General features: G+C 59.9%; 12 protein-coding genes. 6 read left to right on the forward strand and 6 right to left on the reverse strand.

The features are described 5' to 3' along the window. The first annotated feature begins 149 nt into the window (after nucleotides 1-149). The 3 genes from ACNKU7_RS06560 to ACNKU7_RS06570 all read left to right on the forward strand — a co-directional run bounded on the left by ACNKU7_RS06560 (nucleotide 150) and on the right by ACNKU7_RS06570 (nucleotide 1,836). Nucleotides 150-485 carry a DUF6116 family protein gene (locus tag ACNKU7_RS06560; RefSeq protein ID WP_418296171.1) on the forward strand — a complete coding sequence of 112 codons (336 nt, stop codon included), beginning with the start codon at nucleotides 150-152 and terminating at the stop codon, nucleotides 483-485. A 185-nt stretch (nucleotides 486-670) separates the two neighbouring features. Continuing rightward, nucleotides 671-1,357: an RNA polymerase sigma factor gene (locus ACNKU7_RS06565; protein WP_418296172.1), complete on the forward strand. Its 687-nt coding sequence runs from the start codon at nucleotides 671-673 to the stop codon at nucleotides 1,355-1,357. Further along, on the forward strand, nucleotides 1,357-1,836 hold the full coding sequence (locus ACNKU7_RS06570) for a hypothetical protein (protein WP_418296173.1): 480 nt from the start codon (nucleotides 1,357-1,359) through the stop codon (nucleotides 1,834-1,836). Before ACNKU7_RS06565 ends, ACNKU7_RS06570 begins: the two co-directional genes overlap by 1 nt. A 113-nt stretch (nucleotides 1,837-1,949) precedes the next feature. Here ACNKU7_RS06570 and ACNKU7_RS06575 read toward each other — a convergent pair whose 3' ends face one another. From ACNKU7_RS06575 to ACNKU7_RS06595, 5 genes are read right to left on the reverse strand one after another with little or no spacing between them, the layout of a single operon-like run. Then, nucleotides 1,950-2,744 (reverse strand): SDR family NAD(P)-dependent oxidoreductase, encoded by a 795-nt coding sequence (locus ACNKU7_RS06575; RefSeq protein WP_418296174.1) that lies wholly within the window; start codon nucleotides 2,742-2,744, stop codon nucleotides 1,950-1,952. 3 nt (nucleotides 2,745-2,747) lie between these two features. Next, complete coding sequence (locus ACNKU7_RS06580; RefSeq protein WP_418296175.1) at nucleotides 2,748-3,524, reverse strand: SDR family oxidoreductase; 777 nt, start codon at nucleotides 3,522-3,524, stop codon at nucleotides 2,748-2,750. A gap of 59 nt (nucleotides 3,525-3,583) precedes the next feature. After that, nucleotides 3,584-4,657 carry a phosphotransferase gene (locus tag ACNKU7_RS06585; protein WP_418296176.1) on the reverse strand — a complete coding sequence of 358 codons (1,074 nt, stop codon included), beginning with the start codon at nucleotides 4,655-4,657 and terminating at the stop codon, nucleotides 3,584-3,586. After that, complete coding sequence (locus ACNKU7_RS06590) at nucleotides 4,657-5,877, reverse strand: acyl-CoA dehydrogenase family protein (RefSeq protein ID WP_418296177.1); 1,221 nt, start codon at nucleotides 5,875-5,877, stop codon at nucleotides 4,657-4,659. The genes ACNKU7_RS06585 and ACNKU7_RS06590 overlap by 1 nt, the downstream gene beginning before the upstream one ends. Before the next feature lie 34 nt (nucleotides 5,878-5,911). After that, nucleotides 5,912-6,583 carry a histidine phosphatase family protein gene (locus ACNKU7_RS06595; RefSeq protein ID WP_418296178.1) on the reverse strand — a complete coding sequence of 224 codons (672 nt, stop codon included), beginning with the start codon at nucleotides 6,581-6,583 and terminating at the stop codon, nucleotides 5,912-5,914. A 157-nt stretch (nucleotides 6,584-6,740) separates the two neighbouring features. Between ACNKU7_RS06595 and ACNKU7_RS06600 the strand changes: the two genes are divergently transcribed. The 3 genes from ACNKU7_RS06600 to ACNKU7_RS06610 all read left to right on the forward strand — a co-directional run bounded on the left by ACNKU7_RS06600 (nucleotide 6,741) and on the right by ACNKU7_RS06610 (nucleotide 14,999). Further along, nucleotides 6,741-7,631, forward strand: a complete 891-nt coding sequence (locus ACNKU7_RS06600; RefSeq protein ID WP_418296179.1) for a LysR family transcriptional regulator — start codon at nucleotides 6,741-6,743, stop codon at nucleotides 7,629-7,631. A gap of 231 nt (nucleotides 7,632-7,862) precedes the next feature. Further along, nucleotides 7,863-9,893: an oxidoreductase gene (locus ACNKU7_RS06605; protein ID WP_418296180.1), complete on the forward strand. Its 2,031-nt coding sequence runs from the start codon at nucleotides 7,863-7,865 to the stop codon at nucleotides 9,891-9,893. Between the two features lie 330 nt (nucleotides 9,894-10,223). Next, entirely contained in the window at nucleotides 10,224-14,999 is a 4,776-nt protein-coding gene (locus ACNKU7_RS06610; protein ID WP_418296181.1) for a CapA family protein, read from the forward strand. Between the two features lie 55 nt (nucleotides 15,000-15,054). On the opposite strand, the gene ACNKU7_RS06615 is transcribed toward ACNKU7_RS06610, so the two are convergent. Continuing rightward, entirely contained in the window at nucleotides 15,055-15,783 is a 729-nt protein-coding gene (locus tag ACNKU7_RS06615; protein ID WP_418296182.1) for a TIGR02466 family protein, read from the reverse strand. Nucleotides 15,784-15,813 lie beyond the last annotated feature (30 nt).

A 15,813-nucleotide genomic window follows, 5' to 3' on the forward strand; every position in this document is an offset into this window, starting at 1 on the left:
ACATTTCGACCAATGGGTTTTCAAGCTGCGCGCAATATGGCGCCACTCGAAGCGCGATTTATCACCGGATCTCGATTGCCCTGCCACCCCCTCCCTTGCCGCCGGCTATACTCCCAACACGGTCTCGAAGTGCTTTTCGATCAAAAAATATGAAGCGTGTTATCCCCAGCGCATTTGTCGGCTGGTTCCTGAATTACGCCCGCAAGCTGAAACACCCACAGTTGTTCAAGTGGATCAGCGTGATTTTTTTGGTCGATCTCGTCATTCCTGACCTGGTGCCTTTTGTGGATGAAGTCCTGCTCGGCCTCGCCACGCTGTTTCTGGCATCCTGGAGAAAAAGCCGCAAATCCGAACCGGATGAAAAAGAGGTGAAAGGCCAGACCATCCATTCGGGCGACTTGACCGCAGAAGAGACACCGCACGCGGATCCCCAGAGACAAGAAGTACACAACACAAAATCCCAGAACGAACACGGCAAACACTGAGTCAGAGAGTAGTTTTCGCTCGGCAGTAATAAGAAGCGAAATAATGTAATACGGACAAATTGCTCGCAGCCCCGCAGTAACCAAGGCTGAAAACATCCGCTTCCGGCGCGCCGTCAATCGGCCGGTCGCGAGTGCGCATTCGAGTAACAGGACAATGGGAGCCAAAAGCCAAGGAGGCAAATCCCATGTTTGCGGACAAGTTGTGCAGTCTCAGTGACGAAGCTCTACTTACCCACTACCACAGCACACGCGAATTCAAAGCGTTCAAGCTTATCTACCAGCGCCACAAGGATCGCCTGTATCGCTACTGTGTTCAGGTAAGCCGCAGAAACTGTGCCGCCCTGCTCGAGCAGCTGTGGTTCAACTTGCTGGAAAAGCCCCCCAGGCTGGGCGGGCGGCTGCTACGTAACTGGTTGTACATTCAAGCCAATCGCATGCTTCAGGGCGGAGCTTTTGCCAAAAGCAGCACTGACGAACACCTCGCAGATAGCAGTGAAAACACGGCATTCGAGGCGCTTGCCCGCGGCGATGCCGACCGCGCTGCGCTACTGCAAGCTGTACAACAGCTGCCGCGTATCCAGCGCAATATCTTCCTGTTACATGTGGAGTGCGGATTGTCGCTGGGCCTGATTGCCGATATCGAAAACCTGACGCTGAAGGCGTGTACCGCCTACTACCGGCAATCGCGGGATTCCCTGGAAACGCTTATCAATGGCCAGCCCCGCCGCGCCTGGAAGTCGCAGCGAACCCGCAGAATGGAACTTGCCGTGGAGCGAGAGAAAAGCGCACGGCCCGACTCAGCCGAAACGCTGAGCGCAGACAGTGCTGCCGCCAATGCCAGTGTGGTCAAGGGAATCGAGGTACCAGCGTGATGAACAGCAACAACAGGGTTGCATGCTCTTTGGCATGGGAAAAGGAATACATATCCGCCGTCAACGGCATTTCCGCTCCAGGTGAGCTGGATGAGAAAATTTTTGCACAGGCCCGGAAATACAAGCCCGTGAAGCGGGAAAACCGCATGCTTTCGAAGGCTGCGTCCGGGTTCAGCGCAATAGCCATTGCCATCGTATTACTGCATCCCGCCCAGTACCTGGGCGCACTGACCCCGGATCAATCCAGTCAGCAAGGCAGTTCTCCAGCGGCCCAGGTACGCTTTGAACCCGAGTTACTGGCAGCCCTCGAAGTACCGGATCAGTGGTACAACCTGCGCAGTGAGCTGGAAGCAGGCAATTACGTTTCCCTGTGCCATCAGTGGAGGCAGGAACAACGCGCGAACACGGACGCTGCGCTGCCGTCAGACCTTGCCGCAAAAGCCAGGCAGCACTGCCGGATTCTACCCAGCAGGCCCTGACCTCCTCGAACTCGAGCCCATCCGCTGGGTTAATGATGGTTGTCCGAGGCACCCCATCGGCGGTATTCCACTCGTCGATGGGGCTGATTGCCTTTCCCGGCTAATCCCGCTGTTCAGAACGCAGAAACGCCACCATCGATTGCCAGCGCCTGTCCGGTGAGATAACTGAGCGCAGGCGAGCAGAGCATCACCATCGCACTCACCACTTCTTCCGGGTTCGCCAGCCGCTTCATCGGGCAGCCGGCCGCAAACAGTGCATGCATCTGTTCAACCGTAGCCCCTTCCGGTGCCTCGATCTCGGTAACCATCGGAGTCAGTGTGTAAAACGGGCACACCGCATTCACACGGATATTGTGCCGGGCGTATTCAACCGCAGCCGTTCGGGTCAAGCCTATCACCGAGTGTTTCGCGGCGGCATATGCCGAGGCTTTCGGTGCACCGCCAATCCCCGCCATGGAGCTCACATTGAGAATGATGCCCTGTTTCTGCGTACGCATCTGCTTCAGCTGGTGCTTCAGGCCAAAGAAAACGCCTTTTACGTTTACTGCCTGCTGGCGATCAAACGTGGCTTCTTCCACGTCTTCCAGGTATTGCACCGGCGGTGCCAGCCCCGCGTTATTGACGGCGATATCCAGTCGGCCAAAGTGTTTCACCGCCTGTGCCACCAGCCCCGCACACGCCGCTTCCGACACCACGTCGCAGGCCTGAGCAATAACGGGAACCCCGGCGTCCGCCAGTTCCTGTACCACCGGATCAAGGCCGGCCTCATTGATGTCACCCAGTACCAGGCTGGCGCCGCGGCTGCCCAGCTCCTTCGCCAGCAGTGCACCGAAGCCGCTCGCGGCGCCGGTGATCAGTGCCACCTTGCCGGTAAAATCCAGCAGCGGATCGCGATTGAAGTGCGTCATGGTTTACAGACCTCCGCAGGCCGTGAGGCCGCCGTCCACCACAACACATTCGCCATTGGTATAACTTCCGGCATCGGATACCAGGTACAGCACTGTTCCCGCCATTTCTTCCGGCTCCGCATGGCGGTGCATGGGGATATGGCCGATGGCGGTTTTGTAGATTTCCTCATGTGAGAACAGTGCGCCGGCGAACTTGGTCTTGGTCAGGCCCGGCAACAGCGCATTCACGCGGATATTGAACTGGGCGCACTCCTTGGCAAACGCCTTGGTCATATTCACCACCGCCGCCTTGGTAATGGAGTAGATCCCCTGCCCCACGCCCGGTTGCAACGCATTGATGGAGGCGGTATTCACAATACAGCCGCCGCCGGTTTCCCGCATCAATTTGCCCGCTTCAACCGACATAAAGAAATAACCGCGGATATTCACTGCCACGGTTTTTTCGAAGGCACCCAGGTCGGTATCAAGGATATGCCCGAAGTACGGATTGGTCGCCGCGTTATTGACCAGGATATCCAGCCGGCCGTAGCGCTCGCGGATATGGGTAAATACCTTTTCAATATCCTCCATATTTCCGATATGGCAGGGCACGGCTTCGGCCTTGCCTCCAGCGGCAGTGATCGCGTCGGCCACTGCCTGGCAGCCTTCAATCTTGCGGTTGGATACCAGTACATGCGCGCCCTGCTCGGCGAGCAATTTGGCAATGGCTTCGCCGATGCCACGGCTGGCACCGGTCACCAGGGCAATTTTTCCGGTCAGGTCAAAAAGGTTCGTCGCCATGGGTTCTGCTCCTGAAATTATTCTTGGGTTTTAGCAATCTGATTCTGCAAAGTTCGTTTTCAGCTTTCTTTTTCGATCACATCCAGCGCCAGTTTTGCCAGCGGATCGACAAATGCACCCAGTTTTGCGGCACTGCTGCTTGAGGCATTGCCGTCCTGCGCACGCTTGGCGACGCCCTGGATGATCGCGGCAAGGCGGAAGAAACTGAAGGCGAGGTAAAAAGCCCAGTTGTCGATCGCGCTGATGCCCATACGTTCACAATAGCGCGCCACATATTCCTGCTCGGAGGGAATGCCCAGCGCTGCCCGATCCACTCCCATCAGGCCGGAAATATTGCCGCTGTTGGCCGGCATGCGCAGCTGCATGCACTGGTAAGCAAGATCGGCGAATGGGTGTCCCAGAGTCGAGAGTTCCCAGTCGAGAACCGCAATGGCGCGGCTTTCGGTCGGGTGAAATACAATGTTATCCAGGCGGTAGTCGCCATGTACCAGCGCCACCCGACCGTCATCGGCGGGGAGGTTGTTGCCGAGCCAGGCGATCAGGTGATCCATCGCCGGGATGGTAGCCAGCTCGGAAGCGCGGTACTGGCCTTCCCAACGCTGGAACTGGCGCTCGAAGTAATTGCCCGCGCGGCCATAGTCCGACAGGCCAGCAGCATCGATATCAACGCTGTGCAGCGCCGCCAGCACCCGGTTCATTTCCTCGTAAAAGGCGGTGCGCTGGGTATTGTCCAGTTCCGGTAGTGCCGCATCCCAGAAAATACGGCCTTCACAATATTCCATGAGGTAGAACATCGAGCCAATCACCTGCGGGTCTTCACACAGGTGCAAGACGTCTGGTACCGGCACCGTCGAATCCTTCAGCGCGCGCATTACCCGGAATTCCCGATCCACCGCATGAGCGGATTTCAGTAACTTACCCGGCGGCTGTCGGCGCAGCACGAAAGTGCCAGCACCGGTCTCCAGTTTGAATGTGGGGTTGGACTGGCCGCCGGCGAATTTCTCCGCGCGAATCGGACCGCGGAACTCTGGCAACACGGCACTGAGATACTTTTCCAGCGCGGCCATATCGAGTTGCTCTACCGCCTTGTTCTTATTGGTCACAGTGATTTCGCCTGTTTCCGTCGCGCTCATCAGGCTTCCCCCTTGGCTGCCGCAAAGTCGGATGCGAGGTTTCGCCCCAGCTGCATCATGTGTACCTGATCCGGGCCATCCGCCAGGCGGATGGTGCGCGCATAGGCGTAACCGCGGGCCAGTACCTGATCCTGACTAAGGCCGGCCGCGCCGTGAATCTGGATCGCGCGATCGATGACGTTGCAGGCCATCTGCGGCGCGATGATCTTGATCATGGCAATCAGATCCCGCGCCCCTTTATTGCCGACACGATCCATCTGATCCGCTGCTTTCAGGGTGAGCAGGCGCGCCTGTTCGATTTCACACGCCGAGCGCGCAATGTCCTCGCGCACCGAACCCTGTTTGCTCATAGGGCGACCGAACACCACGCGCTGCTCGGCGCGCACCGCCATTTCCTCAAGTGCGCGCTGGGCCTGCCCAATCAAACGCATGCAGTGGTGGATACGGCCAGGGCCGAGGCGGCCCTGGGCAATCTCAAATCCGCGCCCCTCGCCGAGAATCAGGTTTTCTGCCGGCACCCGCACATTGTCGAATACAATTTCCGCGTGTCCCTCAGGCGCATCGTCGTAACCGAATACGGTCATCGGGCGGATAATATTTACCCCCGGCGTATTCATCGGTACCAGAATCTGCGATTGCTGCTGGTGGCGGTTTGGGTTGTCGGGATCGGTTTTCCCCATCACGATCAGGATTTCACAGCGCCGGTTGAGCGCACCGCTGATGTAAAACTTGTGGCCGTTGATCACGTACTCATCGCCGTCACGCACGATGGAGGTTTCGATATTGGTGGCATCACTCGACGCCACTTTGGGTTCGGTCATGGCAAATGCAGAGCGGATCTTTCCATCCAGCAGCGGTTGCAGCCAGCGCTGCTGCTGCGCCGGCGAGCCGTACTGCGCAAGCACTTCCATATTGCCGGTGTCCGGCGCACTGCAGTTGAAGATTTCCGACGCAAACAGGACGCGCCCCATTTCTTCCGCCAGCGGCGCATACTCCAGATTGGTCAGCCCCGCGCCAAACTCACTGCCGGGCATAAACAGGTTCCACAGGCCCTGCTCCCGGGCACGGGCTTTCAGCTCTTCCATAATTGCAGGCTCGCCCCAGCGATCTTCCTGCAGCTGTTCAAAGTACAGGTCTTCCACCGGGTACACATACGCCGCCATAAACTCCTGCAGGCGCGCTCGCAGAGTCTGTACTTTTTCCGAATACTCAAAATTCATGTTCAATGTCTCGCTCTGTTTTCGTTGAAGCGGATCAGCTGTAGGTAATACATTCACGCCGCTCGCGGTGCTCCAGGTGCGGCACGTGATTGAAGCTGTGCAGGCTGACGCCGCTGCTTCCGGCAAAGAAATGACTGATCGCGGTATTTTTTATCTGCATGTTGAGCTGCGGCACGCTGGAAGCCGGCGCCCCGAGAATCTGGCGTACCATCATGGCGATGGCGCCACCGGAGCTGACCACCAGGGTGCGGCTGCCGCTGGCGGCCGCGGCAATCACACCGAGGATTTCTTCCACCCGCTGCTCGAACTGCTGCCAGGATTCTTTCGGCTGAATCTCGCCGGCCGACCAGGCGTGCATCGCCTGCTTCAGAAAGCGGTAGTAGTCGGCGCGCGAGGCGCCGTGTCCCGGCGAGGCCTGCGGGCTCTTTTCTGCGTAGGCCGCCATGACCCCCTGAAAGTCGAATTCATTCAGCTGCGGGAAGATTTCCACACGCCCGCGGTCAATTTCGAGCCCCTCGCAGATTCCTTGCGCGGTTTCCCGGTGGCGCTGCAGGTCGCCACACACGATGCGGTCAAATGTCTGCCCATCCGCGGCCCAGTGCTCTCCCAGCCAGCGCGCCTGCTGCCAGCCGAGCTCGGAGAGCTGGTCGTAGTTGTCGCTACCAAAGGACGCCTGCCCATGGCGTACCACATGAATTTCCGGCATTGCTCTCCCCCGCCCTACCCAGGCTTTTTCAGGATTCATTCCCGGCTAGTTGACCCACCGGGACGCTAAGAGAACAAAACTACCCAGTCCGCGTAGATCATCAAAGTTTATTATGTAAATATCCAAACATTCACAGTGGTGATAGGGGAGCCATAAGGTGCAGTTGCAGCAAATTGATATGAACCTCTTTCCGGTGCTGGATGCGATATATGCCACGCGCAATCTCACCCGCGCCGCGGAACGCCTGCATATCACCCAGCCCGCGGTCAGCAATGCCCTTGCCCGCCTGCGCCGCTCCCTGGATGACCCGCTGTTTATCCGCACCCCCAGCGGCATGAGCCCTACGCCACTCACCGAGAGCATCATGCCGCGGGTACAGCAGGCGCTGGCCCTGCTGGGCAGCAGCCTCGCCGAGCATCACACGTTTGATCCTGCCAGTGCGCAAAAGACCCTGCGCATGTCCATGAATGACATGGCGGAAACCCTGCTGCTGCCGCGGCTGCTGGAGCACCTGCAACAGGAGGCGCCCGGTATCGCAATCGAGTCCTACTATGTGCCCCGCGACCAACTGGTAAAGGAACTGGCCGCCAACAGCCTCGACTTCGGCCTCGATATCCCGATGGTGTCCGCCACCCAGCTGCACCAGCAGCGCCTGGTAGTGGATCGCTACCAGGTCATGCTGCGCCCTGATCATCCACTGGCAGGCGAAAGCAGCCTGACCCTCGAGCAGTACCTGGAACTGGAACATATTCATGTATCCAGCCGCCGCAGCGGTCCCGGCATTGCGGACATCGCCCTCAACAAACTGGGGCGCCGGCGCAAGGTCAAGCTGCGGGTGCAGCACTACCGCGTGGCCCCGCTGGTGGTACTGAAGACCGATCTGGCGCTGACCATTCCGGCCAGCCTGGCCCGTCAGTACCCGGCCAAACGGTTTGAACTGCCGTTCCAGATACCGCAGATGGACTGGCATCTGCTGTGGCATCGCAGCCAGGACGATGACGGTGCCAACCGCTGGCTGCGGGAACAGATCGTGGCGCTGTTTACCTGAAGCCTCTGATAAGCTCGTTTGGCTGGTTACTCTGGCCATGACTCTGACTAGTAAGCCAACACTGGTCACGCCACCCACACAACCGCCAGAAGAAACGGTCGAATCCGTCAGTGCCCACGGCGCGGCACCCTGTTATCCTCCGCTCAACCTATGCAACTTATTGCATATAACCTTTTGCACTGAGCAAACCAAACATCGATGCCGCAGCGCGCTAAAAAGAGAATGACCGACATGTCACAGACTTACCCGCACCTGCTTGCCCCCCTCGACCTGGGATTCACCACCCTGAAGAACCGCGTTCTCATGGGCTCCATGCACACCAACCTGGAAGAACACGCCGGCGGCTTTACCCGCCTCGCGACCTTCTATGCCGAGCGCGCCCGCGGCGGTGTGGGCCTGATCGTCACTGGCGGCATTGCCCCCAACGAAGAGGGCGGGGTTTTCCAGGGCTCCGCCAAGATGAGCACCCCGGAAGAAGCCCAGCACCACCGCGAGATTACCGACGCGGTACACGCCGAGGGCGGCAAGATCTGCATGCAGATTCTCCACGCGGGTCGCTACGCCTATAACCCCAGCCTGGTTGCGCCCTCCGCGATCCAGGCCCCGATCAATCCCTTCACGCCGAAGGAGCTGAGCGACGCCGAAGTCGAGCAGCAGATCGAAGACTATGTGCGCTGCGCCACCCTGGCCCGCGAAGCCGGCTACGACGGTGTCGAAGTGATGGGCTCCGAGGGTTATTTCATCAACCAGTTCATCGTCAAGCGCACCAACAAGCGCACCGACCGCTGGGGCGGCGACTTTGAAAACCGCACCCGCCTGCCACTGGAGATCGTGCGCCGCATCCGCGAAGCCGTCGGCGAAGACTTCATCATCATCTACCGCCTTTCCATGCTCGACCTGGTGGAAGATGGCAGTGATTTCGATGAAGTGGTCGCGCTCGGCCAGGCCATCGAAAAAGCCGGTGCCAACATCATTAACACCGGTATTGGCTGGCACGAAGCCCGCGTGCCGACGATTGCCACAAGTGTGCCCCGCGCGGCGTTCAGTGAAATCACCGCCAAGGTGAAACAGCACCTGAGCGTGCCGGTGGTGACCAGCAACCGCATCAACATGCCGCAGGTCGGTGAAGACGTACTCGCCGCAGGCCACGCAGACATGATTTCCATGGCGCGGCCGTTCCTCGCGGATGCAGATTTCGTCAACAAGGCTGCGGAAAACCGCGCGGATGAAATCAACACCTGTATCGGCTGTAACCAGGCCTGCCTGGATCACACCTTCGAGCTGAAGCTCACTTCCTGCCTGGTCAACCCGCGCGCCTGCCACGAGACCGAGCTGAACTACCTGCCGGTGGAAAGTGCGAAAAATATCGCCGTGGTCGGTGCCGGCCCCGCCGGCCTTGCCGCGGCCACTGTGGCGGCGGAACGCGGCCACAAGGTCACCCTGTTCGAAGCCAGTCACCGGGTGGGCGGCCAGTTCAATATCGCCAAGCAGATCCCGGGCAAGGCGGAATTTGAGGAAACCCTGCGCTACTTCAAGCGCAAGCTGGAACTGACCGGTGTGGAAGTGAAACTCAACACCCGCGCCACCGCAGAAGACCTGCAGGAATTTGATGACGTCATCATTGCCACCGGCATCGAACCGCGCACACCGCCGATTGAAGGGATCGAACACGCCAAGGTACTGAGCTACCTCGACGTGTTGCGAGACAAGAAACCTGTGGGTGAAAAGGTCGCCATCATTGGCGCCGGCGGTATCGGTTTCGACGTTGCCGAGTACCTGACCCACCATGAAGAGCCTGCCAGCGAACTGATCGCCAGCAGCAAGGAAGAGTTCTTCGACGAATGGGGCGTAGACATCGCGCTGGAAAACCGCGCGGGCCTGAAGCCCCAGTCGCCGGTGACCAGCCCGCGCCAGGTGTACCTGCTGCAGCGCAAGGCCTCCAAAGTCGGTGCCGGCCTCGGCAAGACAACCGGCTGGATCCACCGCACCAGCCTCAAGCACCGTCAGGTGCAGAACCTCGCGGGTGTCAGCTATGAAAAAGTCGACGACCAGGGCCTGCACATTCGCGTCGGTGAAGAAGCCCGGATCCTCGAAGTGGATAATGTCGTGGTCTGTGCGGGTCAGGAGCCCCTGCGCGCGCTGCACGATGAGCTGCAACAGCGCGGCGTTTCCAGCCACCTGATCGGCGGCGCTTTCGAAGCCGCCGAACTGGATGCCAAGCGGGCAATCAACCAGGGCTCCCGCCTCGCCGCGGAACTCTGATCAGCGCTGAAACCCGCTCTGCAAAAGGCGCCTGAGCCCCCCTCAGGCGCCTTTTTTATTTTTCCCTGCGACTACTCACTGCCACCACACCGGTCGCCTCAGTCGCGGCGGCTTCGATTTGCCCACCTATACTTACACCCACGGAGTTTAACGGCTGGAAACTGGAATTTCCGGGCGTCATGCGGTTTCCGTTACACCGGCGTCGCCAGAGGTGCGACCGGAGCGAAGCCCGGCAGGAAGCACACAATTACACCCGCCAGTGCGCTGTCTTGCGCTTCTGTTCGCACCGGAACGCCGAATATAAAACCCGGTTTTTTCTGAAGCATCATCATGTCCTTATCTGAGCTGTTGTCGCGCGCGCACCCGGTTGTCGAACAGGAACTGGCAAACCTGCCCCCGCCCTACACCCTGTTTCTTTCTGTCTGCGATGGCGTCGAGCGCGCGCGGGTCACGCATGCCCATGGCCCAGATCTTCCACGGCTGTGGCAGCAGCTGGCACGGCAGGCGCGAAAAATCCTGGGCAGTGCGCACCTGAACGCACGCTGGCTGCGCATCGACTGGGTCACCGAGACCAGCCCGATGACCTGGCTCCAGCTCCGGCAGCGCTTTAACAACACCAAGCGCGGTTATTTCCGTTACGGCATCGCCCTCGATACCGAGCACAAGGTCGCATTCCTCGAACAGGAACTGAATGCCAATGCGATGCTGTACGGTGGCAACCAGATCCCTCACGTCCTGGTCAACGAGTCGCGGTTTCGTGCCTATGCCCAGCAACGCTTCGGGAAAAAACTTGCGCTGGATTTCTCCGACAACAGTCCGGTATCCATGCTCAGTACCCGCGGCATTTACCTGGATCGCAACACCCAACCTCAGTTTCTCTACGGACCGGGCCGCAATGCCGGGCGGCGAGTCATCGACGAGCTGGATGAAACCACGGTTTACCAGTTGATCGACTCCAGCAGCCGCTACCTCTCCACTCAGGTCAAAGCCAACGGACGATTCGAATACGGCTGGCACTGCTGTTTTGACCGCGCCATCGGCACCTACAACACCCTGCGCCATGCCAGCTCCACCTACGCAATGCTCGAAGCCTGGGAGGTGACCGGGGACGCTGAGCTGCGCCAGTCCATCGAGCGTGCACTCAATCACCTGACCGGAACGCTGATCAAAACCGCGCAGCTTCCCTCCGGAGATGAGGCCGCATTTCTGGTTGAGCGCAACGGCGAAATCAAGCTGGGCGGCAACGCGGTCTGCCTGCTGGCACTGGTGAAATACAGCGAACTCACCGGCAGCCGGCAGTTCGATACGCTACTGGAAAAGCTGGCCCTGGGTATCCGCTTTATGCAGGAGCCCGATTCGGGGAAATTTGTACACGTATTGCAGTACCCGGAGCTTGAGGTCAAAGAGGCGTTCCGGATCATCTACTACGACGGCGAGGCCGCATTCGGACTGATGCGCCTTTACGGACTGACAAAGGATCCGCGCTGGCTACAGATTGTGGAAAACGCGTTCGAGTATTTCATTGCCAACGAACACTGGCGAGCCAACGACCACTGGCTGAGTTACTGCGTCAATGAACTGACACTCTACCGCCCGGAGGCGCGCTATTACCAGTTTGGTATCCAGAACGTAAATGGCCACCTGGACTTCATACTCGAACGCATAACCACCTTCCCCACCCTGCTGGAACTGATGATGGCCGCCGAGCGCATGGTGTGCCGCCTGCGCCAGGACGCGCAGTTTGCATCACTGCTGCAGCCGCTGGACCTGCACAAGTTTTACCGCGCACTGCACACCCGGGCCATGTATTTGCTGAACGGCTATTACTGGCCGGAGTACGCCATGTACTTCCAGAACCCGCGCAAGATTGTCGGCAGCTTTTTTATCCGTCACCACGCGTTCCGCGTGCGCATCGACGATGTGGAGCATTACCTCTCGGGCTTTGTCGCCTTCCGCAAATACCTGTTGCAGGGCGGCCGCCCCGCGGAGTTTTCACCGGCGACTCTGCCGGCCGTGCAGGCGCTGCCCAGCGAGGATTATTACCCCACCGTCGCCTGGGGTGGCGATGTCAATCTGGCCCGCCGGCAACACTACCGCACTGCAGAACTGGGCGAAGAAGAAGTTATCGGCCGCATCCCTGCGCTGAGTAACGCCGACCTCAGTGTGGTCAACCTGGAGTGTGTGGTCGCCACCAGCGGCGAACAGGGCGTGGATAAGGGAGAGAAGTCCCCCTACTACTACCGCGCGCGACCGGAAATGCTCAGGCTGCTGTGCCGCGCCGGTATCGATGTCGTCGCCACGGCCAACAACCACAGCGGGGATTACGGTGTCCAGGCACTACTCGAGCAGGGCTTCTGGCTCGACGGCCTGGGTATCGGGCACGCCGGCTCAGGCCCTAACCGGGAGGCAGCGCTGGCGCCGGTGGTGCGTGCGGCCGGCGAGCTGAACGTGGCCATTTTTTCCATCGACGCCACCCAGCCGCATTTTGCAGCTGGGGAAAGACAACCGGGCTGTGCCTACCTGCGGCTGCAGGAGCACGATGTCTGGACAGAAACCCTCGCACCCCGTATCCATGAGATCCGCCAGCGGGCCCACGTGGTATTGGTTGCGGTTCATTGGGGTGACAACCTGGAACCGCACCCGGGTGTGGATGAAATCGCTGTAGGCCATCGCATCATTGATGCCGGTGCCGATGCGGTGCTCGGTACCAGTGCGCATATTCTGCAGGGTATCGAAATCTACAAGGCGCGCCCGATCATCCACGACGCCGGCGACCTGCTGTTCGACAGTGTGCGCAAAACCCTCAAAGACAGCGGCATTTTCCGGCTTTCACTCAGCCACCGCGGGGTAGAACGGATACGTTTTTACCCGGTGGGCTCAGGCTTCGGATTCAGCCGCCAGCTCACCGGCCGCGCTGCCGCGGAAGCCAGCGCGCGCTTCGCCAGCCTCTGCAGCGACATGGGCACGCAACTGCAAGCGCTCGACGATGGCAGCGCCCTGCTCTCGCTGCAACCGCCGGCCCGTGAACTGCAGTACCTGCCCGCCGCGCGCAGTACGCGGTACAAGCAGGCACTGCTGCAGAATATCGAGCGCCCATTGCACCCCAACTGGTATGTCAGCGAAGTACCAGCGGATGCAAAGATACCGCCGCTGAAAAGGGGGCCGCTCACCTTGCTCGGCATACGGGTAACACCAACCCAGGTCAGCCAACGGCAAACACTTTGGGTGGAGTCCTTCTGGTGTCAGGATGAGCCCACTTCCGAAGACCTGCGTCTGAATATTCGTGCCGTACCGATCACCGAAACCCCCATGCCCCCCTGGGGGCAGGCCATGGATCACGATCCCTGCGACTGGCAGTTGCCTACGAGCCGCTGGCAACAGGGCATCATCTACCGGGATTTCTACGGTCTGCGCCCGCCCCCGCCCGGGCAACTGAAAAATATCGACCTGCAGCTGGAAGTCGGGCTCACCGGGGGAGACATCCCGGTTGCCCCGGTACCGGTACTGGACACACCGATTGTGGTCAGGATTCCGCGGCTCGCCAGTGCCGGGGCCAGTGATGAACGCCGCCCGCCGCAGTACCGCGCACACTTCCCCGCGATTGCCGCCCAGGATCACCCCGGGCAGACGTGGAATGCCGAACAACTGGAGGCCATCACCGGCGGCCAGTGGCTGGTGGCCCCGCCGCCCGGCTGGCTTGTCGCCAGTGTGGTTTCCGGACGCAGCTTCATCGAAGCCTCCCGCGCGCCGGTCCTGTTTGTGGCCCATGCCAGTAAAGATCGTGCCTACCACGAGCGCAGTGCCGAAAGTAAATACACCAACTGGAATCTGCACGACCGTCTGGCCCAGATAGTCGAAGAGTTTCCCGGCCGGCTGGCCGGAGTAATCGTTTCGAGCCCCGTGGACGGCCTGCCACCGGGCTTGCCGGTTTTGCAGGTACCGGATCCCATTCAGGTGATCATCGAGCTGGGGCTGGCCGCGCGTCAGCGCTACCGCGGTGACGTCATTGCGGTCACCGGTACCGCCGGCAAATCCTCCACCCTGAAGATGCTGAGCCATATGCTGGGAGGCCCGGAGAAAGTCCTCGCCAGCCTCGGCAATTACAACTCGCGGGTCGGCGCCCCATCCATGCTCGCCAGTCTCAACAACGAGCACGAAGCGGCGGTCGTGGAAGTGGCCCAGAGCGCACTGTGGATGAAGCAGGGACCGATAACCCGGCGCCTGCAACCCACCATTGCACTGATCACCGAAATTGGCGTATCGCAAACCACCAGCCGGGTGAAAACCACCCGCGACACCGCCGTGTGGAAATCGCGCATTTTTGACGGGCTCAGTGGGCGGGCCGTAGCGATCGTCGGCGAGCATTTACAGCATTTTGACTATGTCCTGAAGACAGCCCGGCGGCATGCACAGCGGGTGATCGTATTCGGATCCAGTGCCGCCGCCGAAGTGCAGATAGTGGCGGTTCAGGGCGACAGCACAGGCAGTATGGTGAGTGTGCGTGCCGGCGGGGAAGATATTCACTTCAGCGTGCCCGCGCCGAGTATCGGGATGGTACACAACGCCGTGGCGGCCCTCTGTGCCGCTTACGCGATGGGCAGGCCACTGGCAGAGGCTGCGCGCAGGATTGCGCATTTGCAACTGGATGAAGGCCACCTCGACCGTTTCAGCCTGCCTTTGCGCGACGGGGTAGCCACCGTCATCGACGACAGCTGGAACGCCACCGTAAGCTCGATGCTGAATGCGTTTTCCGTACTCGCGCAAACCCCCGTGGCCAATGGCGGGCGCAAAATCGCGGCGTTGGGGCGCATCGTGCAACTCGGTGACCAGGCGCCTCACCTGCATCGCGGCCTGGCCCAGCCGCTGTTGGCCAGCGGCGTGGATCAGGTGGTTACGCACGGGGACGAAATGCATCACCTGCGCGAAGCCTTACCCGATGCCCTGCTGGGCCCCCATTTCAGCACCGCGAAAAAAATGGCGGCTTACCTCGCAGGCGAAGTGCGCGAAGACGACCTGGTATTGATCAAGGGTTCGCGGCGGGATTCCGACTTCGGCAGGGTGGCGAAATTACTCGCGAAGCAGTTTAGCGATAGCGAAACCGTGTAGAGCACGCGACAAGGAGATAGCCGCAGTTTAACCTGCGGCCGCCACTCGCTCGAGCTCAGTCGTCGTCCAGCGATACCACCACGCTGGAAGAATGCGCACCGATCACCGGTGCGTCCACGCTAACCGGCGCAGCCTGCCCGAGCGGATACATGGTACCCGCCCGGCGCTTCACAGTGCGGGTTTCCAGCTTCACGTTGAACGCAATGCAGATGCGCAGCGAATCGTCCTCCACCGGATTGACGTAGTGAAGCAGCCAATTGGGGAAAATGACGAGGCGCCCGGCCTTGGGCACAACGCGTACCCGGCCGCCAACATTACAGCCGGGCAATTCCGTGGTAATACACTGCATTCTCGGATCGAGAAATTCGATATTGCCGCTGCTGACACTCCGCTCTTTCACCAGCTTCGACTTCACATAGTAAACACCGGACCAGGTGCAGGCTTCATGATTGTGAATCTTCCTGTAACTGTCAGCACGGGAAACATTCGCCCAGGCATGGGCCAGCATATCCTCTGGCTCGGGGTCCAGTTTGCCCTTGGTGGCTGTCTGGGTAATTTCCCTGATCCCCGCCACGACCCACTGCTTGAGCAGGGCAATCTCCGGTTGCGGCCAATTGAACAGATCCTTCTTCGAATCCCAGCTGCCAATATTGGAGCGTTTCATTGCCGGCTCACGCGCTTCCTTTTCGAGGATGATGGCCGTCAAGCGGCGATTCACCTCAGTAGCCTCATCCCAGTCACGAATTAAAATTGGCGTGCTGAATGCAGTTTTTACCGTGTGCATAAGTATCCCTCTGCTATTTTCGCCCCGTCC

The organism is Microbulbifer weihaiensis (genome assembly GCF_048323715.1).
In the GTDB taxonomy this organism is placed as follows: Bacteria; Pseudomonadota; Gammaproteobacteria; order Pseudomonadales; family Cellvibrionaceae; genus Microbulbifer.